Raw genomic sequence first — 18,347 nt, 5'->3', positions numbered from 1 at the left:
CCGATTGGTTCACTGCTGTGGGCGTGATCCTGCCATCGGCAGGTCACAGGGAGGAGAGGCTGATGCCCGGCCGTGGGCATTACCGCAGATCAGCTCTATAAGGTGAGTTTTCCGGTCCGGACGGCCGGATGCGGACAGTAAGGGGGGACCTTGACTTCCGAGCCGGAGGCACGCGCATCCTTCGCCGAGCGTCTCGCGCTGCTCTACACAGAGGCGGGCAATCCTCCCCTCAAGCGCGTGGCCGAGGCGGTCGTACGGCTCCAGCGCGTGGACGAGCGGGGGCGGCCGATCCGGGTGTCCGCCCAGCGGGTCAGCGACTGGCGGCGGGCCAGGAACGTGCCCGCCCAGTTCGGCGCCCTCCGCGCGGTCCTGCACGTCCTGATCCCCGAGGCACGGCGCTTGCAGCCCACGCCGGTGCATCCCGGCCTCTACGACCTGGACGAGTGGCAGCGCCTGTGGGAACGCGCGATCGCGGGCCCCGTCTCCGAGGCCGCCGCACCGTCCGCGGACCCGGAGGTGGGCGCCCCGGACGATGCTCCTCCCGTGCGGGGCGTGTGCCCGTACCCGGGCCTGGCCTCGTACCGGCGCCAGGACGCCCGCTGGTTCTTCGGCCGCGAGCGGAGCACGGACGCCCTCGTCGGGCAGCTTCTCGCAGCGGAGCGGACAGGCGGCGTGGTCATGCTCGTCGGCGCCTCCGGGGCGGGGAAGTCGTCCCTCCTGAACGCCGGCCTGGTGCCCACGCTGCAGAACGGCGATCCGGACGACGAGAACGACCCGCCACGGCATGTCCTTCAACTCGTGCCGGGCGCGGACCCCCTCTCGGCACTGATCGACCGGATACCCGAACTGGCATCCGTCGCCCGGACCACGGACGAACCGGCGGCGGAAGGACCCTGCACTCCCGAGTTCGAGCGCGCGGTACGGGAGGCTCTCAGGACGTGGGCCGGCCGCGAGGCGCCGTCGTCCCGCGCCCGCGCGGTCATCGTCGTGGACCAGTTCGAGGAAACGTTCACTCTCTGCCCCGGCGAGGAGAACCGGCGCGCCTTCATCCGCACCCTCCGCGCCGCGTGCACGACCGGCGACCCGGCCGTCCCCCCTCCCGTGCTCGTCGTCCTCGGTGTGCGCGCCGACTTCTACGAGCAGTGCCTCGGCCACCCGGAACTCGCCGACGCGCTGCAGCACCGGCACATGGTGCTCGGGCCGCTGACGAGCGCGGAGCTGCGCGAGGCCGTGATCAAGCCGGCCAGGGCGGTGGGCCTGGAACTCGAACCGGGACTTGCGGAGTTGATCCTGCGGGAGGTGAACGCCGACGGCCCGCGCGGGGCGCACGACGCGGGCGTACTGCCGCTCCTCTCGCACGCCCTGCTCGCCACCTGGCAGCGCAGGAAGGCGGGCAGGCTCACGCTGGCCGGCTATCGAGCCGCCGGCGGAATCCAGGGAGCGGTGGCCACGACGGCCGAGCGGGCCTGGTCCGGCCTCGACCCGGCGGCGCGCACGGCCGCGCGGCTGCTCCTGCTCAGGCTGGTCCGGCTGGGCGAGGACACCCCGGCCACCCGCAGGCGGGGCACCCGCCGTCAGCTGACGCAGGAGTCGGCGGACCTCGCCGGTACGAAGAAGTCGCTCGAAGCGCTCGTATGCGCCCGGCTGGTGACGCTCGACGCCGAAACTGTCGAGATCACGCACGAGGCGCTGCTGCACGCCTGGCCACGGCTGCGCCAGTGGATCGACGAGGACCGGAACGGCCATCTGCTGCGCCAGCGCCTGGAGGAGGACAGCAGGGCGTGGGAGAGATCGAGCCGCGACCCGTCCCTGCTCTACCGGGGCTCCCGGCTGGAGCAGGCCCGTGCCTGGGCGGCGTCCGCCGGTGACACCTTTCCGACCAGGAGCGCGGCCCAGTTCCTGGCCGCCTCGGCCCGGCTGCGCAAGCGCACGGTGCGGATGGGCCGGGGCGCGGTGTCCGCCCTGGTCGTCCTGGCGCTCCTGGCCGTTGGCTCGGCTGTGATCGCGTGGCAGCAGCGCAACGACGCCGAGTTCGCGCAGGTGGTGGCCGAGGCCGATCGCGTCCAGTACACGGATCCGTCCCTGTCCGCCCAGCTCGACCTGGTGGCACACCGGCTGCGGCCGGACGACGCGGGCGCGAACAACCGCCTCATGTCGATCGTGAACGCCCCGCTGGCCACACCGCTCGTCGGCCACACCGGCGCCGTCTACCTCACCTCGTTCAGCCCGGACGGCCGGCTCCTGGCCACGGCCAGCTACGACCGGACCGTACGCCTGTGGGACGTGGCGGACCCGGCCCGCCCCCGACCGCTGGGCAGGCCCCTCACGGGTCACACGAGCTGGGTGAGCACCGCCGTCTTCAGCCCCGACGGGCACACCCTCGCCAGCGCCTCGGACGACGGCACCGTCCGCCTGTGGAACGTACGCTCCCCCGCCCGTCCCGAACCGCTCGGCCGGCCCTTGACGGGCCACGACGGCACGATCTACCTGCTCGCCTTCAGCCCGGACGGCCGCACCCTGGCAGCCGCGACCGAGGACCACGTCGTCCGCCTGTGGGACATGGGCGCCGCGGGCCGGCCGAAACCGCTCGGCGCGCTGACCGGCCACACCGCCGCCGTACGGTCCCTGGCGTTCAGCCCCGACGGGCACACGCTCGCGGCAGGCGGGGACGACGACACGGTCCGCCTGTGGGACATGACCGGCCCGCGCCATCCGGCACCGCTCGGCACGCCGCTGCGCGGCCACACCGGCCTGGTGCACTCGGTGGCCTTCAGCCCCGACGGGCACACGCTCGCCAGCGGCAGCGAGGACGACACGGTCCGGCTGTGGAACGTGACCGACCCACGTCACGCGGCACCGCTCGGCTCGCCCCTGACCGGTCACACCGGCCCCGTGTGGTCGGTGGCCTTCAGCCCCGACGGCCGCACGCTCGCCGCCGCCAGCGCGGACAGCACGGCGAGCCTGTGGAACACGACGGATCCGGCCTACCCCTCGCAGGTCGGCGAGCCCCTCGCGGGCGGCAGCGGTGAGATGTTCGCGCTGGGCTTCAGCCCCGACGGCCGCACCCTCGCCACCGGGAACGGCGACAGCAAGGTCCGGCTGTGGTCCCTGCCGACGTCGGACATGGTCGGCAGAATCGGAGCCTTCGGCCCGGACGGCCGGGTGCTCGCCACGGCCGGCCGCGACCGTGCGGTCCGGCTGTGGAACGTCGAGCGGCCGGACCGGCCCGTCCTGCTGGGCCGGCCGTTCCGGCCCGGTGAGGGCGACGTACGGTCGCTGGCCTTCTCCGCCGACGGCAGCACCCTCGCCGTACTGACGGCGAACGGCACGGTGCAGCTGTGGAACGTCACCGACCCTGCCCGGCCCGTCGTCCACAGGCCCCAGATCGTGCTGCGGACCCGGTTCTCGGGCCCCGACGCGCTGGCCTTCGCCCCGGACGGGCACACCTTGGCCACCGCCTACGACGACCGCACCATCCGCCTGTGGAACGTCACCGACCCCGCGCACCCGACACCTTTCGGCCCACCCCTCAAGGGCCACAGGGGGTACGTCCACAGCCTCGCGTTCGCCACCGACGGCCGCACCCTCGCCAGCGGCAGCGCGGACGGCACCGTACGCCTGTGGAACGTGACCGACCCCAGCCGCGCCACGCCCCTCGGCGCTCCCCTCGGAGGGCACGCCGGCCCGGTCGACGTACTCGCGTACAGCCCGGACGGCCACACGCTGGCCAGCGGCAGCGACGACGACACGGTCCGCCTGTGGAACGTCGGGGACCCGTCCCGTGCGACGCCGGCAGGCTCCCCCCTCACGGGCCACACCGAGGCGGTCGTGTCCCTCACGTTCAGCGAGGACGGCCACACCCTGGCCAGCGGCGGCAACGACAACACGGTCCGCCTGTGGAACGTCACGGACCCGTCCCGGGCCTCCCCGATCGGCCAGTCCCTGAGCCCCAACGCCAGGACGGGCAACTTCCTCTCGTTCAGCCCCCACAGCCACATGCTCGGAGTCTCGAGCGGCTCGGACACGGTCCGCCTGTGGAACCTGAACGTCGACCGGGCCATCGCCCACATCTGCTCGACCACACACGGCGTCCTGACCCCGGCGACATGGCACGAGTACCTGCCCCGGCTCTCGTACGACCCGCCGTGCGAGGCCTGACAAGACGTCAAAGACCCGCGGCCGCAATCGATCGGCCAGGCACTCTCGAGCCCCCTCCCCAACGCTCTCCACCGAACAGGTGGCACGTATCCACCGGGTAGCGCGGACGCCCGGACGTGGGCCGGTCAGACGCCGAGGCCTCCCGCGACCGCCAGTTCGCGACTGGTGAACTCGCCGGTGAGCATGGGCATGGCGGCCGCGATCGCTTCCTTGGCCTCGGGCAACCGCAAGGACGCGTCGTGGTGTTCCTTCGATTCCCAGACCTCCGTGACCACGATCGTGTCCGGGTCCTCGGCGGCCAGGCCCACCACGTAGCTTCGGCAGCCGATCTCCCGGAGACTCTCGGCTCCGGAGAGCAGGATCGCGACCACGTCGTCACGCCTGCCGGGCTGGGTCTTCATCGAGCCGATGTAGCCGTAGGCCATGCCATGCCGCCTTCTTCGGAGGTGCGTTGCCCGGCACCATCATGGCGCCCCTTCGGACAGCGTGACCGGCACCCCCGGCCACGACCCCGCGAACGCACCACCGACCTGTCGCGGGTTCATCCGCCGCTGCCCGCTGCCGCGGACGCGCCCGAACGGAAGTGCTGCGGCGGCGTACGCCGTCGGCGACTCGAAGCCCGAAGGTACCGGTCGCGAGCTGCCCATGACCGGCACGGAACTCGACTCGTTCGCCATCGACCGGGACAGCGGCCGAGGCCTGGCGCTCTGACCTGAGCGCTCCCTCATCGCACACCCGGGCCGCCTCGCCGCCGCAGGGCAGCCTGCCCAGGAGGACGCATGACCGCAACCGCTCCCGAGGCACCCGGACTCACGAGCCAGACCTGGGCCGGTCACTGGCACGGCTTCGGCCCCTGGGTCGGCCCTCCCAGCACCTACGCGAAGGAGGGCAACAGGAGGCCGCCCCACCCCGTGCGGCCGGCGCCCGAAGCGGACCATGCCGGCCGATACCAGGAGGGTGCCGGCGAGTTCGCCACGTCCAGCCTTCCGCCGCTGATGTCCGGTCACTGGCTGGCCAAGCAGGGGCAGACCGCAGCCGATCGCACCTGGACGGACGTCACGGACGCCGTCGAATGGCTGAAGCGGCACTACAACGACCAACCGCCCTTCGAGCGGACCGACGGACTGCGGTCCTACGGCAGTCTGGACGGAAAGATCGCGTACGCGTACGACGTCCTCCCCCGGGGAGTCGACATCGCCTGGGTCCACTACACCCAGTCCCGCAGCCTGCTGCCGCTGTCCATCGTGTGCTGCCCCAACCTCTTCCACCCGGACCTCGAGTGTCCGCTGCTCCCTCGACGATGAGGAGATCAGATGACCATGGACGTCTGCGAACGGGAAGCGCTCAGAATGTTCGCCGGACTTCTGGAGGACCCGCTCATCGGCTGATGCCGGCCGTAGATGTCAAAGACCCCCAGGCACAACCGCCTGGGGGTCTTCTCGCTGGTGGGGCTAACAGGATTTGAACCTGTGGCCTCATCCTTATCAGGTCGATCACAGCAACTCTTCGGCGTCGGCCAACCAACGCCGTACTTGGCTTACTTGTCTGCTGAGGTTCCGCGCTAACCGCTGCTGTTCGCGCATGTTGGTGTCAGAGGCTGGTGTCAGCTCCTACACGCGGTCTTGACAAGCATCAACAAGCATCACCAACTCGGCCGGGAGGGCCAGTGGCGGCAGGGGCATTTCAATTCCCGTCCCGCTCACGGGATCGGCGCCGCTTTGGTCGAGGGCGGATGTAGTCGAGGATGTCGCCTGCAGTCCTCACCACGCCAATCACCAACGTGAAAGCGGCGAAGATCCGCAGCATCCCCTCGCCATATAGGACCTGGTAGCCGAGCCAAGCCAGGGCGATGCAGGTGATCAGGCCGTTGCCAAGCGTCCTCAAGCGCGGGTCCATTGCGCACTCCCGAGTCAGTACGCCCGCAAACCGGGCCGCCTGAGTGTGGCATGGACCTGCCCGCTTCCTGCACCCATCACTCTTCCCAGCTCCCATCCCGTCCGCCGTCGACCCACACACTGTGGAGCGGGCGTGGTTCATGGCGTCCAGGTGGAGCGCGCCACTGTACGAACGACCTGGACGCCATGGGCCGCGTCTGCTCGGCTCTGCCTGGGTCGACGGTGGACGGGATGGGAGCACCGCGCACACCCCTACGGACCCGCAGGCGGGAACGGCGCCCCCTCCATCCCGGTGTCGGCCGATCCCCCGCCGGAGGCGTCGCCTTGACCGTGGCCGTGCCCTGCGGCGATCGACTCATGGCCACCGGCCCTTTCCACATGTGGGCGCGCGTCGGCGCAGCGCGGGCGGAGCGGGCCGGAGGCAGGAGCGGCGCCCGGAGCGGAGCCGGGAGCGCGCCCGGCGGAGCGGAGCGCAGCCGGGGCTTGATGAGGTAGAGAAACCTGTAACAGGTCCGGGCCTCCGGCCGAAGCTCAGTTGCCTACCAGCGGCGTCAGCTTGCGGCCGTCATGTGTCCGGATGTGCGGCGCCTCGTCGCGCAAAGCGTCCGTGATGCGCACCGCGTAGACCTCGCTCATCGCGGCTACTGCCTCGTCCGGGGTGAGCCATGCAACAGCGGTCGACTCGTCCGAGAGCTGTTCGTGGCCGCCTTCGGGCTGGCACTTGAACACCAGGGCCACAACGCCAACCGTCATGTTCTTGTAGACGCCGGTCAAGCGCTCCACGCGCACCTTGATCCCGGTCTCTTCGTACACCTCACGGCGGACCCCATCTTCGATGGCTTCCGTGCGCTCGAGCACCCCGCCGGGCGGCTCCCAGGTGCCGTTGTCGGCACGGCGGATCACCAACACGCGTCCGTCCTCACGCACAACGACTCCCGCCACGGAAACCGAGTGAAGCGGCGTTGACGGGTTCTGCGGGCGGCTGTTACTCATGTACAGGAGAATAGGGGAGACTGTAGGACTATGGCGACAGGCGACGTGACATCTTCGGCCAAGGCTAAGTACCTCCAGATCGCGGATGATCTCGCAGCGCAGATCAGATCAGGGGCATTGAAGCCTGGGACTCCGGTACCCAGTGAGACTGAGCTAATGGCTCGGTACAGCGTCGCCTCAGGAACGGTACGCAAGGCGGTGGCCGAGCTGCGCGCTGCGCAGTTGATCGAGACCCATCATGGGCGAGGTTCCTTCGTCCGCTCACGCCCCCCTGTTCAGCGGAAGTCATCTGATCGCTTCCGTCGGGCACACCGCAAAGCGGGCAAGGCTGCCTATCTCGCCGAAACCGAACAGTCTGGCGGCACTCCTTCCGTGAACGTGCTCTACGTTGGCCCCGTCGAGGCGCCGACCGAGATTGCGGAGCGACTGAACGTCGGAACGGGAACCAAGGTTCTTGCCCGCAAGCGCAGGTACTTCCGCGACGGCATCCCCACTGAAGAGGCAACGTCCTATCTGCCGTGGGATGTGGTGAAGGACATCCCCGAGATGTTCGCCGAGAACCCCGGGGGCGGTGGCATCTACGCGCGACTTGAAGAGCACGGTCACCTGCTGGCGGAGTTCGTCGAGACGGTGAAGGCACGACTGGCCACCAAGGCTGAGGCGACCGCTCTTGCCCTGAGTCCCGGCGCCCCGGTTATCCACTTGGTCCGCAGTGCCTTTTCGGACGACGGGCAAGTGGTCGAGGTGTGCGACACCGTCATGGCCGCTGACCAGTTCGTTTTGGACTATCGCTTCCCTGCGCGGGACTGACGGCCCCGTCTCTTTCAAGCCACTTCACGGCCTGGCACACCAGAGCGCTTGACTCCTGTACATGAGTTAGGCACTCTTCTACTCGTAACTCCTGTACATGAGTGCAGGAGATCCGCTCCACTAGAGGAGACGCAATGCCGTCCTTCAAGATCGACCTTTCGTCCGCTGTGGTGTTCGTGGCGACTGCCCCGGAGCCGAAGATGGTCAACAAGAAGACTGGTGAGCGGGCCGTGGACCGGGAGACGGGTGCGGACCTGTCGTCCGTGGGTCTGCTGATCTCGGACGAGGGGGAGGGGAACCTTTACCAGGTGACCGTGCCGGAGACGGGTCTCCCTGAGGGCCTCGTGCCGGGAACGCCGGTGCGGGTCGTCGGGCTGAAGGCCCGTGACTGGGAGAACGAGTTCAACGGCCAGAAGCGCCACGGGATCAGCTTCCGCGCGGTTGCGATCACGGCGGGTGCCTGATCATGGCGGACCTGGTGACCTGGCTGGAGGCCGGGACTGCTGCGGCCGGTGTCGGTGGGCTCGGGTATGCGAAGGTGCGGGCGCCGCGCGTGTACTGGTCGCTGGTGGGCCTGCCGGTCACCTGGAGCCGGTTCACCTTCACCTACCGCGACACGATGGAGGTGTGCGGGCTGACGGTGCAGCCGTCCGGCTTCCGTGCCTTCGTCAAGCGCAACCTGGCCCGTAGCGAGGTGCGGCCGGTGCCGCCGAAGGTCCGCCGGGTCAGCCCCACGTCGGTCGGGCTGCGGGTGACCCTGCGGCTTCCCGCTGGCCTGGAGCCCGCCGACATTGGCGCGTCCTGCGAACGCCTCCGCCACGCCTGGGGGGTGCGCTCGGTGACCGTGGCCGAGACCAAGCCGGGCTATGTCGAACTGCGGATGACCGGGTACGACGTGCTGCGCCGGGTCCGCCTGCCGCGCACGGCACGACCCCGTGACCTGGTCGTCCCGGTCGCACTGCGGGAGAACGGCACGGTCTTCGAGCGCGACTACCGCAAGATCCCGCACGCCCTGACGCTGGGCGCCAACCAGTCCGGCAAATCCATGTATCAGCGCAACCTGATCAAGGGTCTCGCTCAGCTCCCGGTCGGGCTGATCGGCATCGACTGCAAGCGCGGTGTCGAGCAGGGCCGCTACGCGCCTCGGCTGTCGGCTCTGGCCACTGACCCGCAGTCCGCTGGACGCCTGATAGACGCGCTGGTCGCTGAGATGGAAGACCGCTTCGATCTCCTCGCCCTGCACGGGGTCTCGGATCTGTGGGAGCTGCCGGACAAGGTCCGGCCGGTGCCCCTGGTGGTGCTGATCGACGAGGTGGCAGAGCTGTTCTGGGTGACCTCGAAGAAGGACGAACCGGCCCGTGACCAGACGGTCATGCAACTGGTCCGGCTCGGGCAGATGGCCCGCGCGGTCGGCATCTACCTGGAGGTGTGCGGGCAGCGCTTCGGCTCCGACCTGGGCCGGGGTGCGACCGCCCTGCGGGCTCAGCTCACCGGCCGCGTGGTCCACCGCGTCAACGACAAGCAGACCGCGGAGATGGGTTTGGGTGACATCGCCCCGGACGCGGTGATGGCCGTGACCGGGATCGCCCCGAACCGCCCCGGCGTCGCGGTGGCTGGCGACACCTCCGGCGGCTGGTCCCGCATCCGCACTCCCGAGATCACACCCGCGCACGCCGCCGCTGTCTGCCGCCAGTTCGCCCACCTGACCCCGGCTCTGCCGTTCCTCGCCCCGTTCCGCCCGGTCGGCCAGATCACCGCACCGCCAATGCCGACCGTGCCGCCGCTGGCACAGCCGCAGCCCGTCACCGAGTAACACCCCGCTTCCCCCGGTCGGCGTGACCGCCTTCGCGCCAGGTCCCTACCCCAGCCATGCCGAAAACCGAACGGAGATCGCTCATGGCACGCAAGACCGCCAAGCCGAACGTCAAGCAGTGCCCGGCCTGTCACGGCACGGGTGAGGTCTCCCGCCAGGTGCGGGTGGGCCGCAAGCACCGCCACGTCGGCGAACAGACCGGGGTCTGCCTGGGCTGCCTGGGCGCTGGCGAGATCCCCGCCGACGACTGACCCCGCCAGGTGCCGGGCGGCCGGACACCGATCCCGCCGCCCGCCCCCTGGCCCGATCTCCTTGAAGGAGGTGAAGACCCGTGTCCCGTTCCATCCGCCCGGATGCCGTCCTGGTCCAAGCCGTGATCGCCGGTGCGCTGTCCTTCGCCCACCTGCACGACCTTGCCGCCGCTGCCGGACAGTCCGGTTGGAAGGCGTGGGCCTACCCGGTCTCCGTTGACCTGCTCCTTGTCGCCGTGTGGCGCCGCTTGCGCACCGAACGATCCGGACTGGCCTGGTTCTGGTTCCTGATCGCCCTGGTCGCCTCACTCGGGGCCAACATCGCCACCGCCGGACTCCTCGACCTGGAACACGTCCCGGCCTGGCTGCGCATCGTCGTCGCGGGCTGGCCGGCACTCGCCTTCCTCGGCGGCACCCTGCTCGCCCACACCCCCACGCCGGCACCCGCGCCGACCCCGGACCCGGAGCCCGCGCCGCCCGCACCCGTCGTCGCTCAGCCTGCGCCAGAAGCCGTGCCTGAGCAGATCACCGCGCCGGAGCCCGCTCCGGCCCTGCCCCAAGCCGCCCCGTCTGTGCCTCCGGCGCTGGTCGACCACGCGCGCAAGCTGGCGGCCGACCACCGCACCCGTACCGGCACGGACATCGACACCGCCACCCTGCGCGCCCGCCTCGGCATCCCGGAAGACCTCGCCGGAGTGATCGTCGCCCAACTCGCCTGATCAGGAAGGAGGTTCCACCGTGCGCCCGAACCGCTTCTACGACGTGATCCAGATCGGCCCCGTCCGGGTCGGCACGTTCAACAACGGTCGTGGCCAGACCCGGCACACCGCCGCCTGCACTGCACCGAACTGTGGCTTCTCCACCGAGCACCGTGACCGCTCCGCCGCTGAACTCGCTGCCCGCACCCACCGCTGCAACCCCTGACCAGGAAAGGAACCCGCCTCATGTTCACGCCGAAGTACCCGCCGCAGGACACCGCCCCAGCACCCGCCGTCCAGCCCCGAACCGCCGCCCCCGCCCCGGTGTCCGTCCCGGCCGCTCAGGCTCCGGCGCCGGTCCCGGTGGCCCCGGCATCGAACCGGCCGACCATCCAGCTCACCCCCGGCAGCGCGCTCGCCCTCGCCGCGGGCGGCGGCGCCGTGGTCCTCGTCGTCGGCGCGGTCCTGGTCTCCATGCTCCTCGCGGTCGCCATCACCGCCATGTCCGTGGCCGTGGTCGCGGTCGTCCTCAAGTCCCTGCTGAAGGACCTCGACAAGCACCGCTGAACGGCCCCCGGAGCGGCCTCGGTCGCCAAACTTCCGCCGCTCCGGGCGCCTTCCCACCTTCCTGATCCAACGGACCCGAAAGGGATGCCCCATGATGCCCCAGCACGCCCCGAGCCCGCGCGTCTGCCGTAACTGCGACGGCTTCGCCACCGCCGCCATCACCACCGGCACCCGCCACTCCGACGGCACCCGCGCCACCCTCCGCGTCGCCTGCCCGACCTGCAAGGGCACCGGCCACACCACCCCTACACCCGCCCCCGCGCTCGCACAGGCCGGGCGGTGACCGCATGAAGAACCTCACCGCCTCAGCCCACATCGAGCCGAACACCCGCTTCCGCGTCACCGCGTTCCCGGACCGCGCCACCCCCTTCGTCAGCCTCCGCATGGGCGGCGACTTCGTAGAGATCGCGCTCATCGCCTCGCCTGGCACCTCGAAGGCCCTGCGCAACCTGGCCACCACCGCCATCGAAGCCGCTGACGCCCTCGACGCCCTGACCGCTGACGCGCCGGAGGTGCCCGGCCGTGGCTGACCTCACCCCGACCCCGGACCGCCCCGGTCTGCACGTCAGCAAGCCATCCCCGTCCGCCCCCGCCACCGCCTCGGCCGTCTGCCACTGCGGCGCAAGCGCCACCGCCACCGGCGACACCCAGGTTCGCGCCCTGGTCGAGGGCTGGAGCGCCGACCACGGCCCCGCACACGGAAGGAAGTAACCGCGTGACCACCGCCGCCACCATGGCGGGCCTGGACCCGGCCACCCTCGCCGACGTGCTGAGGCTGGCCGGGTCCACCGGCTTCGACCGCTGGCAAGAACAGATCAAACGCACCGGCGGCTGCGCCGACCCGATCCGCCTCACCGGCGCAACCAAGACCATCGACCGGGCAACCGGCCACGTGCTGCACTCCTACAGCACCGACCAGGAGCCGGGCGGCACGCTCCGGGTCGCCTGCGGTAACCGCCGTGCCTCCCGCTGCCCGGCCTGCGCCTGGACCTACGCCGGAGACACCTACCACCTGATCCGGGCCGGACTGGTCGGCGACCCCGACAAGGGCACCCCCCACACGATCCGCGACCACCCCCGCGTCTTCGCCACCCTCACCGCGCCCTCGTTCGGCCCGGTCCACAACCGCCCCGGAAACCGGCCCTGCCGCTGCGGCACTCGTCACCCCGAGGACGCTGCCGAACTCGGAACACCCCTCGACCCGGATACGTACGACTACGCGGGCGCCGTGCTGTGGAACAACCACGCCTCCGAGCTGTGGCGCTACTTCACGATCTACCTGCGCCGTGAGATAGCGAAGCGGGCCGGACTCACCCAGAAAGCCGCCCACGAACAGTCCCGGGTCTCGTTCGGCAAGGTCGCCGAGTACCAGAAGCGCGGCGCCGTGCACTTCCATGCCGTGATCCGGTTCGACGGCCCCGACGGACCCGACGACCCGCCCCCGGCCTGGGCCACGCTCGACCTGCTTACCGACTCGATCCACGCGGCTGCTGCCCGCGTCGCGGTCGACGTCGACCCGGCCGGGGACCAGCCCGCACGCACCCTGCGCTGGGGAACCCAGCTCGACGTCCAGCCGATCGGCGCCTTCGGCCACGGCGAAGACATCACCGAACAGGCTGTCGCCTCCTACGTCGCCAAGTACGCCACCAAAGCCGCCGAGACCACCGGCACCGTGGACCGCCGCATCGGCAACAAGGAAGCCCTAATCCTCCTCGGCGTAGCCGACCACCCTCGCCGACTCATCGAAGCTTGCCTCGACCTGCACCCGCTCTACCCGGACCGGAAGTTACGGGACTGGGCTCACATGCTCGGCTTCCGCGGCCACTTCTCCACCAAGTCCCGCCGCTACTCGACCACCCTCGGCGCCCTGCGCCAGGTCCGTGCCGACTACCGCGCCGCCCAGCAACGCGAAGCCCTCGGCCTGCCCGATCCCGACGACAACCCGGAGGCAACCACGCTCACGCTCGCGCACTGGTCCTACGCCGGACACGGCCACACCCCCGGCGAATCCTGGCTCGCCGCCAACGTCCGCCGCGACATCCAGCACAACCGCGAAGCCGTCCGCGAGGAACTACCCGCCCTGCTCGACCTGGAAGGAGCCGCCGCATGACCACCGCTACGCCCGAACTGCTCACCGTGCCGGAGGTCATGGCGAGTCTCAAGGTCGGCCGGACCAAGGTCTACGACCTGATCCGCACTCACCGCCTGGTCTCGATCAAAGTCGACGGCTGCCGTCGCATCCCGGCTGACTCGGTCGGGGACTTCATTCGGCGGCAGATCGAGAGGGGTGCCTGATGGCCAAGAGGCGTCCCAACGGTGGGGGCACGATCTCAAAGCGAGCGGACGGCCGATACATGGGCCGCGCATACGTCACCGACACAGACGGCAACCGCGTCCGCAAGACGGTCTACGGCGCCACGTGGGACGAAGCCAACGAGAAGCTCGGCAAGCTCCAAGCCCAGGAGCGCAACGGCGTCCCGGTGCCGTCCCGCACCTGGTCGCTCGGGGAGTGGCTGGCCTACTGGCTGCAGCACATCGTTGAGCCAGACTCCGAGCACAACACGTACGCCAAGTACGAGTCCAAGGTCAGGCTGTACCTGGTGCCGCACCTCGGCAAGAAGTCACTGGTCAAGTTGACTCCCGCCCAGGTCCGCGCCTTCATGGCCACGTTGAAGCGCGACAAGGTGCCGGCGCCCACGCGCTTCGAGGTGCTCCGTGTGCTCCGGAACGCCCTCAACCGGGCCATCCGCGAAGAGCTGCTGACGCGCAACGTTGCTCTCCTGGTCGACATGCCCAAGGTCAGCAAGGACAAGGGCACGGCATGGAACGCCCGTGAGGCGATCACGTTCCTCCGCGCGGCTCGTGCGCACCGCCTCTATGCGGCCTGCGTGCTCGTCCTGGTGCTCGGCCTCCGCCGTAGTGAGGTGCTGGGACTCCGCTGGCAGGACGTCGACTTCGAGGCGAGGCAATTCACGCCGGTCAAGCAGGTGCAGCGCGTGAAGCACGTCGGTCTTGTCCTCAAGGATCTCAAGACCGAGTCGTCACAGGCGGTGCTCCCCCTGCCGGAGTTCTGCGCCCGCGCCCTGGAAGAGCGCCGGGAGCTGCAAGAGTTAGAACGGAAGATCGGCGGTGACCACTGGTCTCAGGAGCCGGACCATGACCTGATCTTCTCGTCCGCACATGGCGGCATGATCGACCCGATGGGCTTCTCTCGAACCTTCGAGCGGCTCGTGAAGCGGGCTGGCGTTCGCCGCATCACGGTCCGGCTCGCCCGGCATACCTGCGGCACTCTGCTCGCCTTCCTGAAGGTGCACCCCAAGGTCGCTCAGGCGATCCTCCGGCATAGCCAGATCAGCATGACGATGGACGTCTACACGCACGTGGTCGGCGACAGCGAGCGAGAAGCCGTCGCGATGCTCGCCGAGTTGCTGGAAGATCCGCTCATCGGCTGATCGTCGCCGTTGGTGTCAACCGGTGGTGTCAAAAGACCCCCAGCCTGATCGGCTGGGGGTCTTCTCGCTGGTGGGGCTAACAGGATTTGAACCTGTGGCCTCATCCTTATCAGGGATGCGCTCTAACCAACTGAGCTATAGCCCCGCCGCGCTCTGCGGGGTGTGTCCCGCGCGCTGACTCCTGAAGATTAGCGCACGACCGGGGCAGTCCCAAAATCGGTTGTCGGAGGACCGTCAGCGGACGTTTGGAATCGCCCCTGCGTGGTATGTCACTCGTCCTCTGCCAGCGTCAGCTCCACACCGCCGACGAAGCCCGCGGAGAGGTTGTAGATGAACGCGCCCAGCGTGGCCAGGGCCGTCGCGAGGACGACGTCGATGACCGCGATGATCGCCGCGAACGTCAGGACGTGCGGGAGCGACAGGAACGCCTGGAGGTCGAAGCCGTTCGCCTCGTTCGAGCCGGTCGCCTCCGAGATCGTGCCGCCGACGGTCGAGAAGACGCCCATCGCGTCCATGACCATCCACAGCACGGCCGACGCGACGACCGTGCAGATGCCGAGCGCGATCGAGAGCAGGAAGCTGACCTTCATCACCGACCAAGGGTCGGCCTTGGCCACCCGCAGCCGCGCCTTGCGCGTGCGCGGCGTGGTCCGCGCGCCGGTGCGCGGACGCCGTACCGCGCCCGACGAGCTCTGCGCGGGATAGGCCTGCGGCGGGTGGTAGGGCCCGGCGGGCTGCTGCGGCTGGCGTTCGCCCGGCAGCGGCGAGCCGGCCTGCGCCCCGGGTGCCGGGTGCTGGGCGCCCGGAGCGGCCGGGCCCGCTCCAGCCGCGTAGTGCTGGGTCTGCGGGCCTCGGGTGTCCGTCACAGTTCCCCCCTGGGATCCATGCGTGTCGGGCGAGTGGGAGTCGGTCGCACCTGCGTCGACCTTGCGCAGTTGCGTCGTGTGCGGGTCCGCCGCACGCGCGGCGGAGCCACGGCCGCCGCCGTCCGTGTCGTCACCTGCAGAGGTACCGCTCGAGGTACCGACCGGACCGGCGCCGGCGCCCGTGGCTCCGCTCACGCTGTCTCACTCCTCGTGCTACTCGGCCGAGGGCGTGTCACCCTCGTCCGTGCCGGTGGTCACGGCACCCTCGGCGGTCTCGTCCACGGTGTCCGCACCGTCGACTTCCTCCGCCTCGCGGCCGGCCTCGGCGTTACGTGCGATACCGACCACGGCATCGCGCTTGCCCAGGTTGATCAGTTGGACGCCCATGGTGTCACGGCCCGTCTCCCTGACCTCGTTGACTCGCGTACGAATCACACCGCCGCCCAGGGTGATGGCGAGGATCTCATCGCTCTCCTCGACAATCAGCGCGCCGACGAGCGAACCGCGGTCCTCCACGATCTTGGCGGCCTTGATACCGAGGCCACCGCGGCCCTGGACGCGGTACTCGTCGACGGCGGTCCGCTTCGCGTACCCACCGTCCGTGGCAGTGAACACGAACGTACCGGGTCGAACAACATTCATCGAGAGAAGCTCGTCGCCCTCACGGAAACTCATGCCCTTGACACCCGAGGTGGCACGGCCCATGGGCCGCAGGGTGTCGTCCGAGGCGGTGAACCTGATCGACTGTGCCTTCCTGCTGATCAGCAGCAGATCGTCCTCGGCCGAGACGAGTTCGGCACCGATCAGTTCGTCGTCGGAACCGTCCTCCCGCTCCCGCAGGTTGATCGCGATGACACCGCCGGAGCGCGGCGAATCGTAATCCTTCAGAGGCGTTTTCTTGACCAGGCCCGCCTTGGTGGCCAGGACCAGGTACGGCGCCGCCTCGTAGTCACGGATCGCGAGGATCTCGGCGATCGCCTCGTCCGGCTGGAAGGCGAGCAGGTTCGCCACGTGCTGGCCGCGGGCGTCCCGGCCGGCGTCCGGCAGCTCGTACGCCTTCGCCCGGTAGACCCGGCCCTTGTTGGTGAAGAACAGCAGCCAGTGGTGCGTGGTGGAGACGAAGAAGTGGTCGACGATGTCGTCTTCCTTCAGCTTCGTGCCGCGCACGCCCTTGCCGCCGCGCTTCTGCGCCCGGTAGTCGTCCGTCTTGGTCCGCTTGACGTAGCCGCCGCGCGAGACGGTGACGACGATGTCCTCCTCGGCGATGAGGTCCTCGATGGACATGTCGCCGTCGTAGGGCACCAGCATCGTCTTGCGGTCGTCGCCGTACTTCTCGACGATCGCGGCGAGCTCCTCGCTGACGATGCCGCGCTGGCGGACCGGGGAGGCGAGGATCGCGTTGTACTCGGTGATCTTCGCCTGGAGTTCGTCGTGCTCCTGGACGATCTTCTGCCGCTCGAGGGCCGCGAGTCGCCTCAGCTGCATCTCGAGGATGGCGTTCGCCTGGATCTCGTCGATCTCCAGCAGCCCCATCAGGCCCGTGCGCGCGACCTCGACGGTCTCACTGCGCCGGATCAGCGCGATGACCTCGTCGATGGCGTCCAGGGCCTTCAGCAGACCGCGCAGGATGTGCGCGCGCTCCTCCGCCTTGCGCAGCCGGAAGCGCGTACGGCGGACGATGACCTCGATCTGGTGCGTCACCCAGTGGCGGATGAACGCGTCCAGGGACAGCGTGCGCGGCACGCCGTCGACCAGCGCCAGCATGTTGGCGCCGAAGTTCGTCTGCAGGTCCGTGTGCTTGTACAGGTTGTTCAGGACGACCTTGGCGACCGCGTCCCGCTTCAGCACGATGACCAGGCGCTGGCCCGTACGGGACGACGTCTCGTCGCGGACGTCCGCGATGCCGCCGATCTTGCCGTCCTTCACCAGGTCGGCGATCTTCTGCGCCAGGTTGTCGGGGTTCACCTGGTACGGCAGCTCCGTCACCACCAGGCACTGGCGGTTCTGGATCTCCTCGACCTCGACGACCGCGCGCATGGTGATCGAGCCGCGGCCCGTGCGGTACGCCTCCTCGATGCCCTTGCGGCCCACCACCAGGGCCCCGGTCGGGAAGTCGGGGCCCTTGATGCGCTCGATCAGCGCGTCGAGCAGCTCCTCGTGACTCGCCTCGGGGTTCTCCAGGTACCACTGGGCGCCGGCCGCGACCTCGCGCAGGTTGTGCGGCGGGATGTTGGTCGCCATGCCGACCGCGATGCCGGCCGAGCCGTTGATCAGCAGGTTCGGGAAGCGTGACGGCAGGACCGTCGGCTCCTGGGAGCGGCCGTCGTAGTTGTCCGTGAAGTCGACGGTCCCCTCATCGATGTCACGGACCATCTCCATCGACAGCGGCGCCATCTTGCACTCGGTGTAGCGCATGGCGGCCGCCGGGTCGTTGCCCGGGGAGCCGAAGTTGCCGTTGGAGTCCACCAGCGGCATCCGCATCGCCCACGGCTGGGCGAGACGGACGAGCGCGTCGTAGATCGAACTGTCGCCGTGGGGGTGGTAGTTGCCCATGACGTCGCCGACCACGCGCGCGCACTTGTAGAAGCCGCGCTCGGGGCGGTAGCCGCCGTCGTACATGGCGTACAGGACGCGCCGGTGCACGGGCTTGAGACCGTCACGGACGTCGGGCAGCGCACGGGACACGATGACGGACATCGCGTAGTCCAGGTACGAGCGCTGCATCTCCGTCTCGAGCCCGACAGGCTCGACACGCAGGGCGGTTTCGCCGCCTTCTTCAGGCGTGACAGGAGTGTTCTCGTCGGCCATTGCTGGTGGGGATCCTTCCTGGTGCGGTCAGCTGAG

At 69.7% G+C, this 18,347-nt stretch carries 21 protein-coding genes and 1 tRNA gene; 16 read left to right on the top strand and 6 right to left on the bottom strand.

What is annotated here, in order from left to right; genetic code table 11:
* The first annotated feature begins 150 nt into the window (after positions 1 to 150).
* Positions 151 to 4,158, top strand: a complete 4,008-nt coding sequence (locus IEZ19_RS13705; protein ID WP_189311425.1) for a WD40 repeat domain-containing protein — start codon at positions 151 to 153, stop codon at positions 4,156 to 4,158.
* A gap of 125 nt (positions 4,159 to 4,283) precedes the next feature.
* Here the strand turns inward: IEZ19_RS13705 and IEZ19_RS13700 are convergent, their stop codons facing one another.
* Positions 4,284 to 4,583: a putative quinol monooxygenase gene (locus IEZ19_RS13700; protein ID WP_189311424.1), complete on the bottom strand. Its 300-nt coding sequence runs from the start codon at positions 4,581 to 4,583 to the stop codon at positions 4,284 to 4,286.
* A gap of 61 nt (positions 4,584 to 4,644) precedes the next feature.
* Here IEZ19_RS13700 and IEZ19_RS13695 point away from each other — a divergent pair, with 61 nt between their 5' ends.
* Together IEZ19_RS13695 and IEZ19_RS13690 are read left to right on the top strand one after the other, a co-directional pair.
* Complete coding sequence (locus tag IEZ19_RS13695) at positions 4,645 to 4,869, top strand: hypothetical protein (RefSeq protein ID WP_189311423.1); 225 nt, start codon at positions 4,645 to 4,647, stop codon at positions 4,867 to 4,869.
* Between the two features lie 68 nt (positions 4,870 to 4,937).
* Positions 4,938 to 5,462 carry a hypothetical protein gene (locus IEZ19_RS13690; protein WP_189311422.1) on the top strand — a complete coding sequence of 175 codons (525 nt, stop codon included), beginning with the start codon at positions 4,938 to 4,940 and terminating at the stop codon, positions 5,460 to 5,462.
* A 379-nt stretch (positions 5,463 to 5,841) separates the two neighbouring features.
* On the opposite strand, the gene IEZ19_RS13685 is transcribed toward IEZ19_RS13690, so the two are convergent.
* Together IEZ19_RS13685 and IEZ19_RS13680 are read right to left on the bottom strand one after the other, a co-directional pair.
* On the bottom strand, positions 5,842 to 6,054 hold the full coding sequence (locus tag IEZ19_RS13685) for a hypothetical protein (RefSeq protein ID WP_189311421.1): 213 nt from the start codon (positions 6,052 to 6,054) through the stop codon (positions 5,842 to 5,844).
* A gap of 530 nt (positions 6,055 to 6,584) precedes the next feature.
* The gene (locus tag IEZ19_RS13680) at positions 6,585 to 7,058 is read right to left on the bottom strand and encodes an NUDIX hydrolase (protein ID WP_189311565.1); all 474 of its coding nucleotides are present in this window, start codon (positions 7,056 to 7,058) and stop codon (positions 6,585 to 6,587) included.
* Between the two features lie 18 nt (positions 7,059 to 7,076).
* On the opposite strand from IEZ19_RS13680, the gene IEZ19_RS13675 reads away from it, so the two are divergent.
* The 13 genes from IEZ19_RS13675 to IEZ19_RS13615 all read left to right on the top strand — a co-directional run bounded on the left by IEZ19_RS13675 (position 7,077) and on the right by IEZ19_RS13615 (position 14,637).
* Positions 7,077 to 7,856, top strand: a complete 780-nt coding sequence (locus IEZ19_RS13675; RefSeq protein ID WP_189311420.1) for a GntR family transcriptional regulator — start codon at positions 7,077 to 7,079, stop codon at positions 7,854 to 7,856.
* A gap of 134 nt (positions 7,857 to 7,990) precedes the next feature.
* Positions 7,991 to 8,320: an SCO3933 family regulatory protein gene (locus IEZ19_RS13670; protein ID WP_189311419.1), complete on the top strand. Its 330-nt coding sequence runs from the start codon at positions 7,991 to 7,993 to the stop codon at positions 8,318 to 8,320.
* Between the two features lie 2 nt (positions 8,321 to 8,322).
* Complete coding sequence (locus IEZ19_RS13665) at positions 8,323 to 9,669, top strand: FtsK/SpoIIIE domain-containing protein (protein WP_189311418.1); 1,347 nt, start codon at positions 8,323 to 8,325, stop codon at positions 9,667 to 9,669.
* 83 nt (positions 9,670 to 9,752) lie between these two features.
* Positions 9,753 to 9,920 carry a hypothetical protein gene (locus IEZ19_RS13660; protein ID WP_189311417.1) on the top strand — a complete coding sequence of 56 codons (168 nt, stop codon included), beginning with the start codon at positions 9,753 to 9,755 and terminating at the stop codon, positions 9,918 to 9,920.
* Positions 9,921 to 10,000: 80 nt separating this feature from the next.
* On the top strand, positions 10,001 to 10,639 hold the full coding sequence (locus IEZ19_RS13655) for a DUF2637 domain-containing protein (protein WP_189311416.1): 639 nt from the start codon (positions 10,001 to 10,003) through the stop codon (positions 10,637 to 10,639).
* A gap of 19 nt (positions 10,640 to 10,658) precedes the next feature.
* Positions 10,659 to 10,844: a mobile element transfer protein gene (locus IEZ19_RS13650; RefSeq protein WP_189311415.1), complete on the top strand. Its 186-nt coding sequence runs from the start codon at positions 10,659 to 10,661 to the stop codon at positions 10,842 to 10,844.
* A gap of 20 nt (positions 10,845 to 10,864) precedes the next feature.
* Complete coding sequence (locus IEZ19_RS13645) at positions 10,865 to 11,185, top strand: SpdD protein (RefSeq protein ID WP_189311414.1); 321 nt, start codon at positions 10,865 to 10,867, stop codon at positions 11,183 to 11,185.
* 94 nt (positions 11,186 to 11,279) lie between these two features.
* Positions 11,280 to 11,468 (top strand): hypothetical protein, encoded by a 189-nt coding sequence (locus IEZ19_RS13640; protein WP_189311564.1) that lies wholly within the window; start codon positions 11,280 to 11,282, stop codon positions 11,466 to 11,468.
* Positions 11,469 to 11,472: 4 nt separating this feature from the next.
* Positions 11,473 to 11,715: a hypothetical protein gene (locus IEZ19_RS13635; protein WP_189311413.1), complete on the top strand. Its 243-nt coding sequence runs from the start codon at positions 11,473 to 11,475 to the stop codon at positions 11,713 to 11,715.
* Positions 11,708 to 11,896: a hypothetical protein gene (locus IEZ19_RS13630; RefSeq protein ID WP_189311412.1), complete on the top strand. Its 189-nt coding sequence runs from the start codon at positions 11,708 to 11,710 to the stop codon at positions 11,894 to 11,896. The genes IEZ19_RS13635 and IEZ19_RS13630 overlap by 8 nt, the downstream gene beginning before the upstream one ends.
* A gap of 4 nt (positions 11,897 to 11,900) precedes the next feature.
* Positions 11,901 to 13,295 (top strand): replication initiator protein RepSA, encoded by a 1,395-nt coding sequence (repSA, locus tag IEZ19_RS13625; RefSeq protein ID WP_308428958.1) that lies wholly within the window; start codon positions 11,901 to 11,903, stop codon positions 13,293 to 13,295.
* Positions 13,292 to 13,480 (top strand): helix-turn-helix domain-containing protein, encoded by a 189-nt coding sequence (locus IEZ19_RS13620; protein ID WP_189311411.1) that lies wholly within the window; start codon positions 13,292 to 13,294, stop codon positions 13,478 to 13,480. The genes repSA and IEZ19_RS13620 overlap by 4 nt, the downstream gene beginning before the upstream one ends.
* Entirely contained in the window at positions 13,480 to 14,637 is a 1,158-nt protein-coding gene (locus tag IEZ19_RS13615; protein WP_189311410.1) for a tyrosine-type recombinase/integrase, read from the top strand. The genes IEZ19_RS13620 and IEZ19_RS13615 overlap by 1 nt, the downstream gene beginning before the upstream one ends.
* A 68-nt stretch (positions 14,638 to 14,705) precedes the next feature.
* Here IEZ19_RS13615 and IEZ19_RS13610 read toward each other — a convergent pair.
* The 3 genes from IEZ19_RS13610 to gyrA form a co-directional block, all read right to left on the bottom strand.
* Positions 14,706 to 14,782 (bottom strand) — tRNA-Ile (locus IEZ19_RS13610).
* Between the two features lie 124 nt (positions 14,783 to 14,906).
* Entirely contained in the window at positions 14,907 to 15,698 is a 792-nt protein-coding gene (locus IEZ19_RS13605; protein ID WP_189311409.1) for a DUF3566 domain-containing protein, read from the bottom strand.
* A gap of 18 nt (positions 15,699 to 15,716) precedes the next feature.
* Entirely contained in the window at positions 15,717 to 18,311 is a 2,595-nt protein-coding gene (gene gyrA, locus IEZ19_RS13600; protein WP_189311408.1) for a DNA gyrase subunit A, read from the bottom strand.
* Positions 18,312 to 18,347: the final 36 nt, after the last annotated feature.

The sequence above is a fragment of the Streptomyces brasiliensis genome, assembly GCF_014647875.1.
Taxonomy (GTDB): Bacteria; Actinomycetota; Actinomycetes; order Streptomycetales; family Streptomycetaceae; genus Streptomyces; species Streptomyces brasiliensis.
This window is presented reverse-complemented; position numbering and strand designations above follow the sequence as displayed.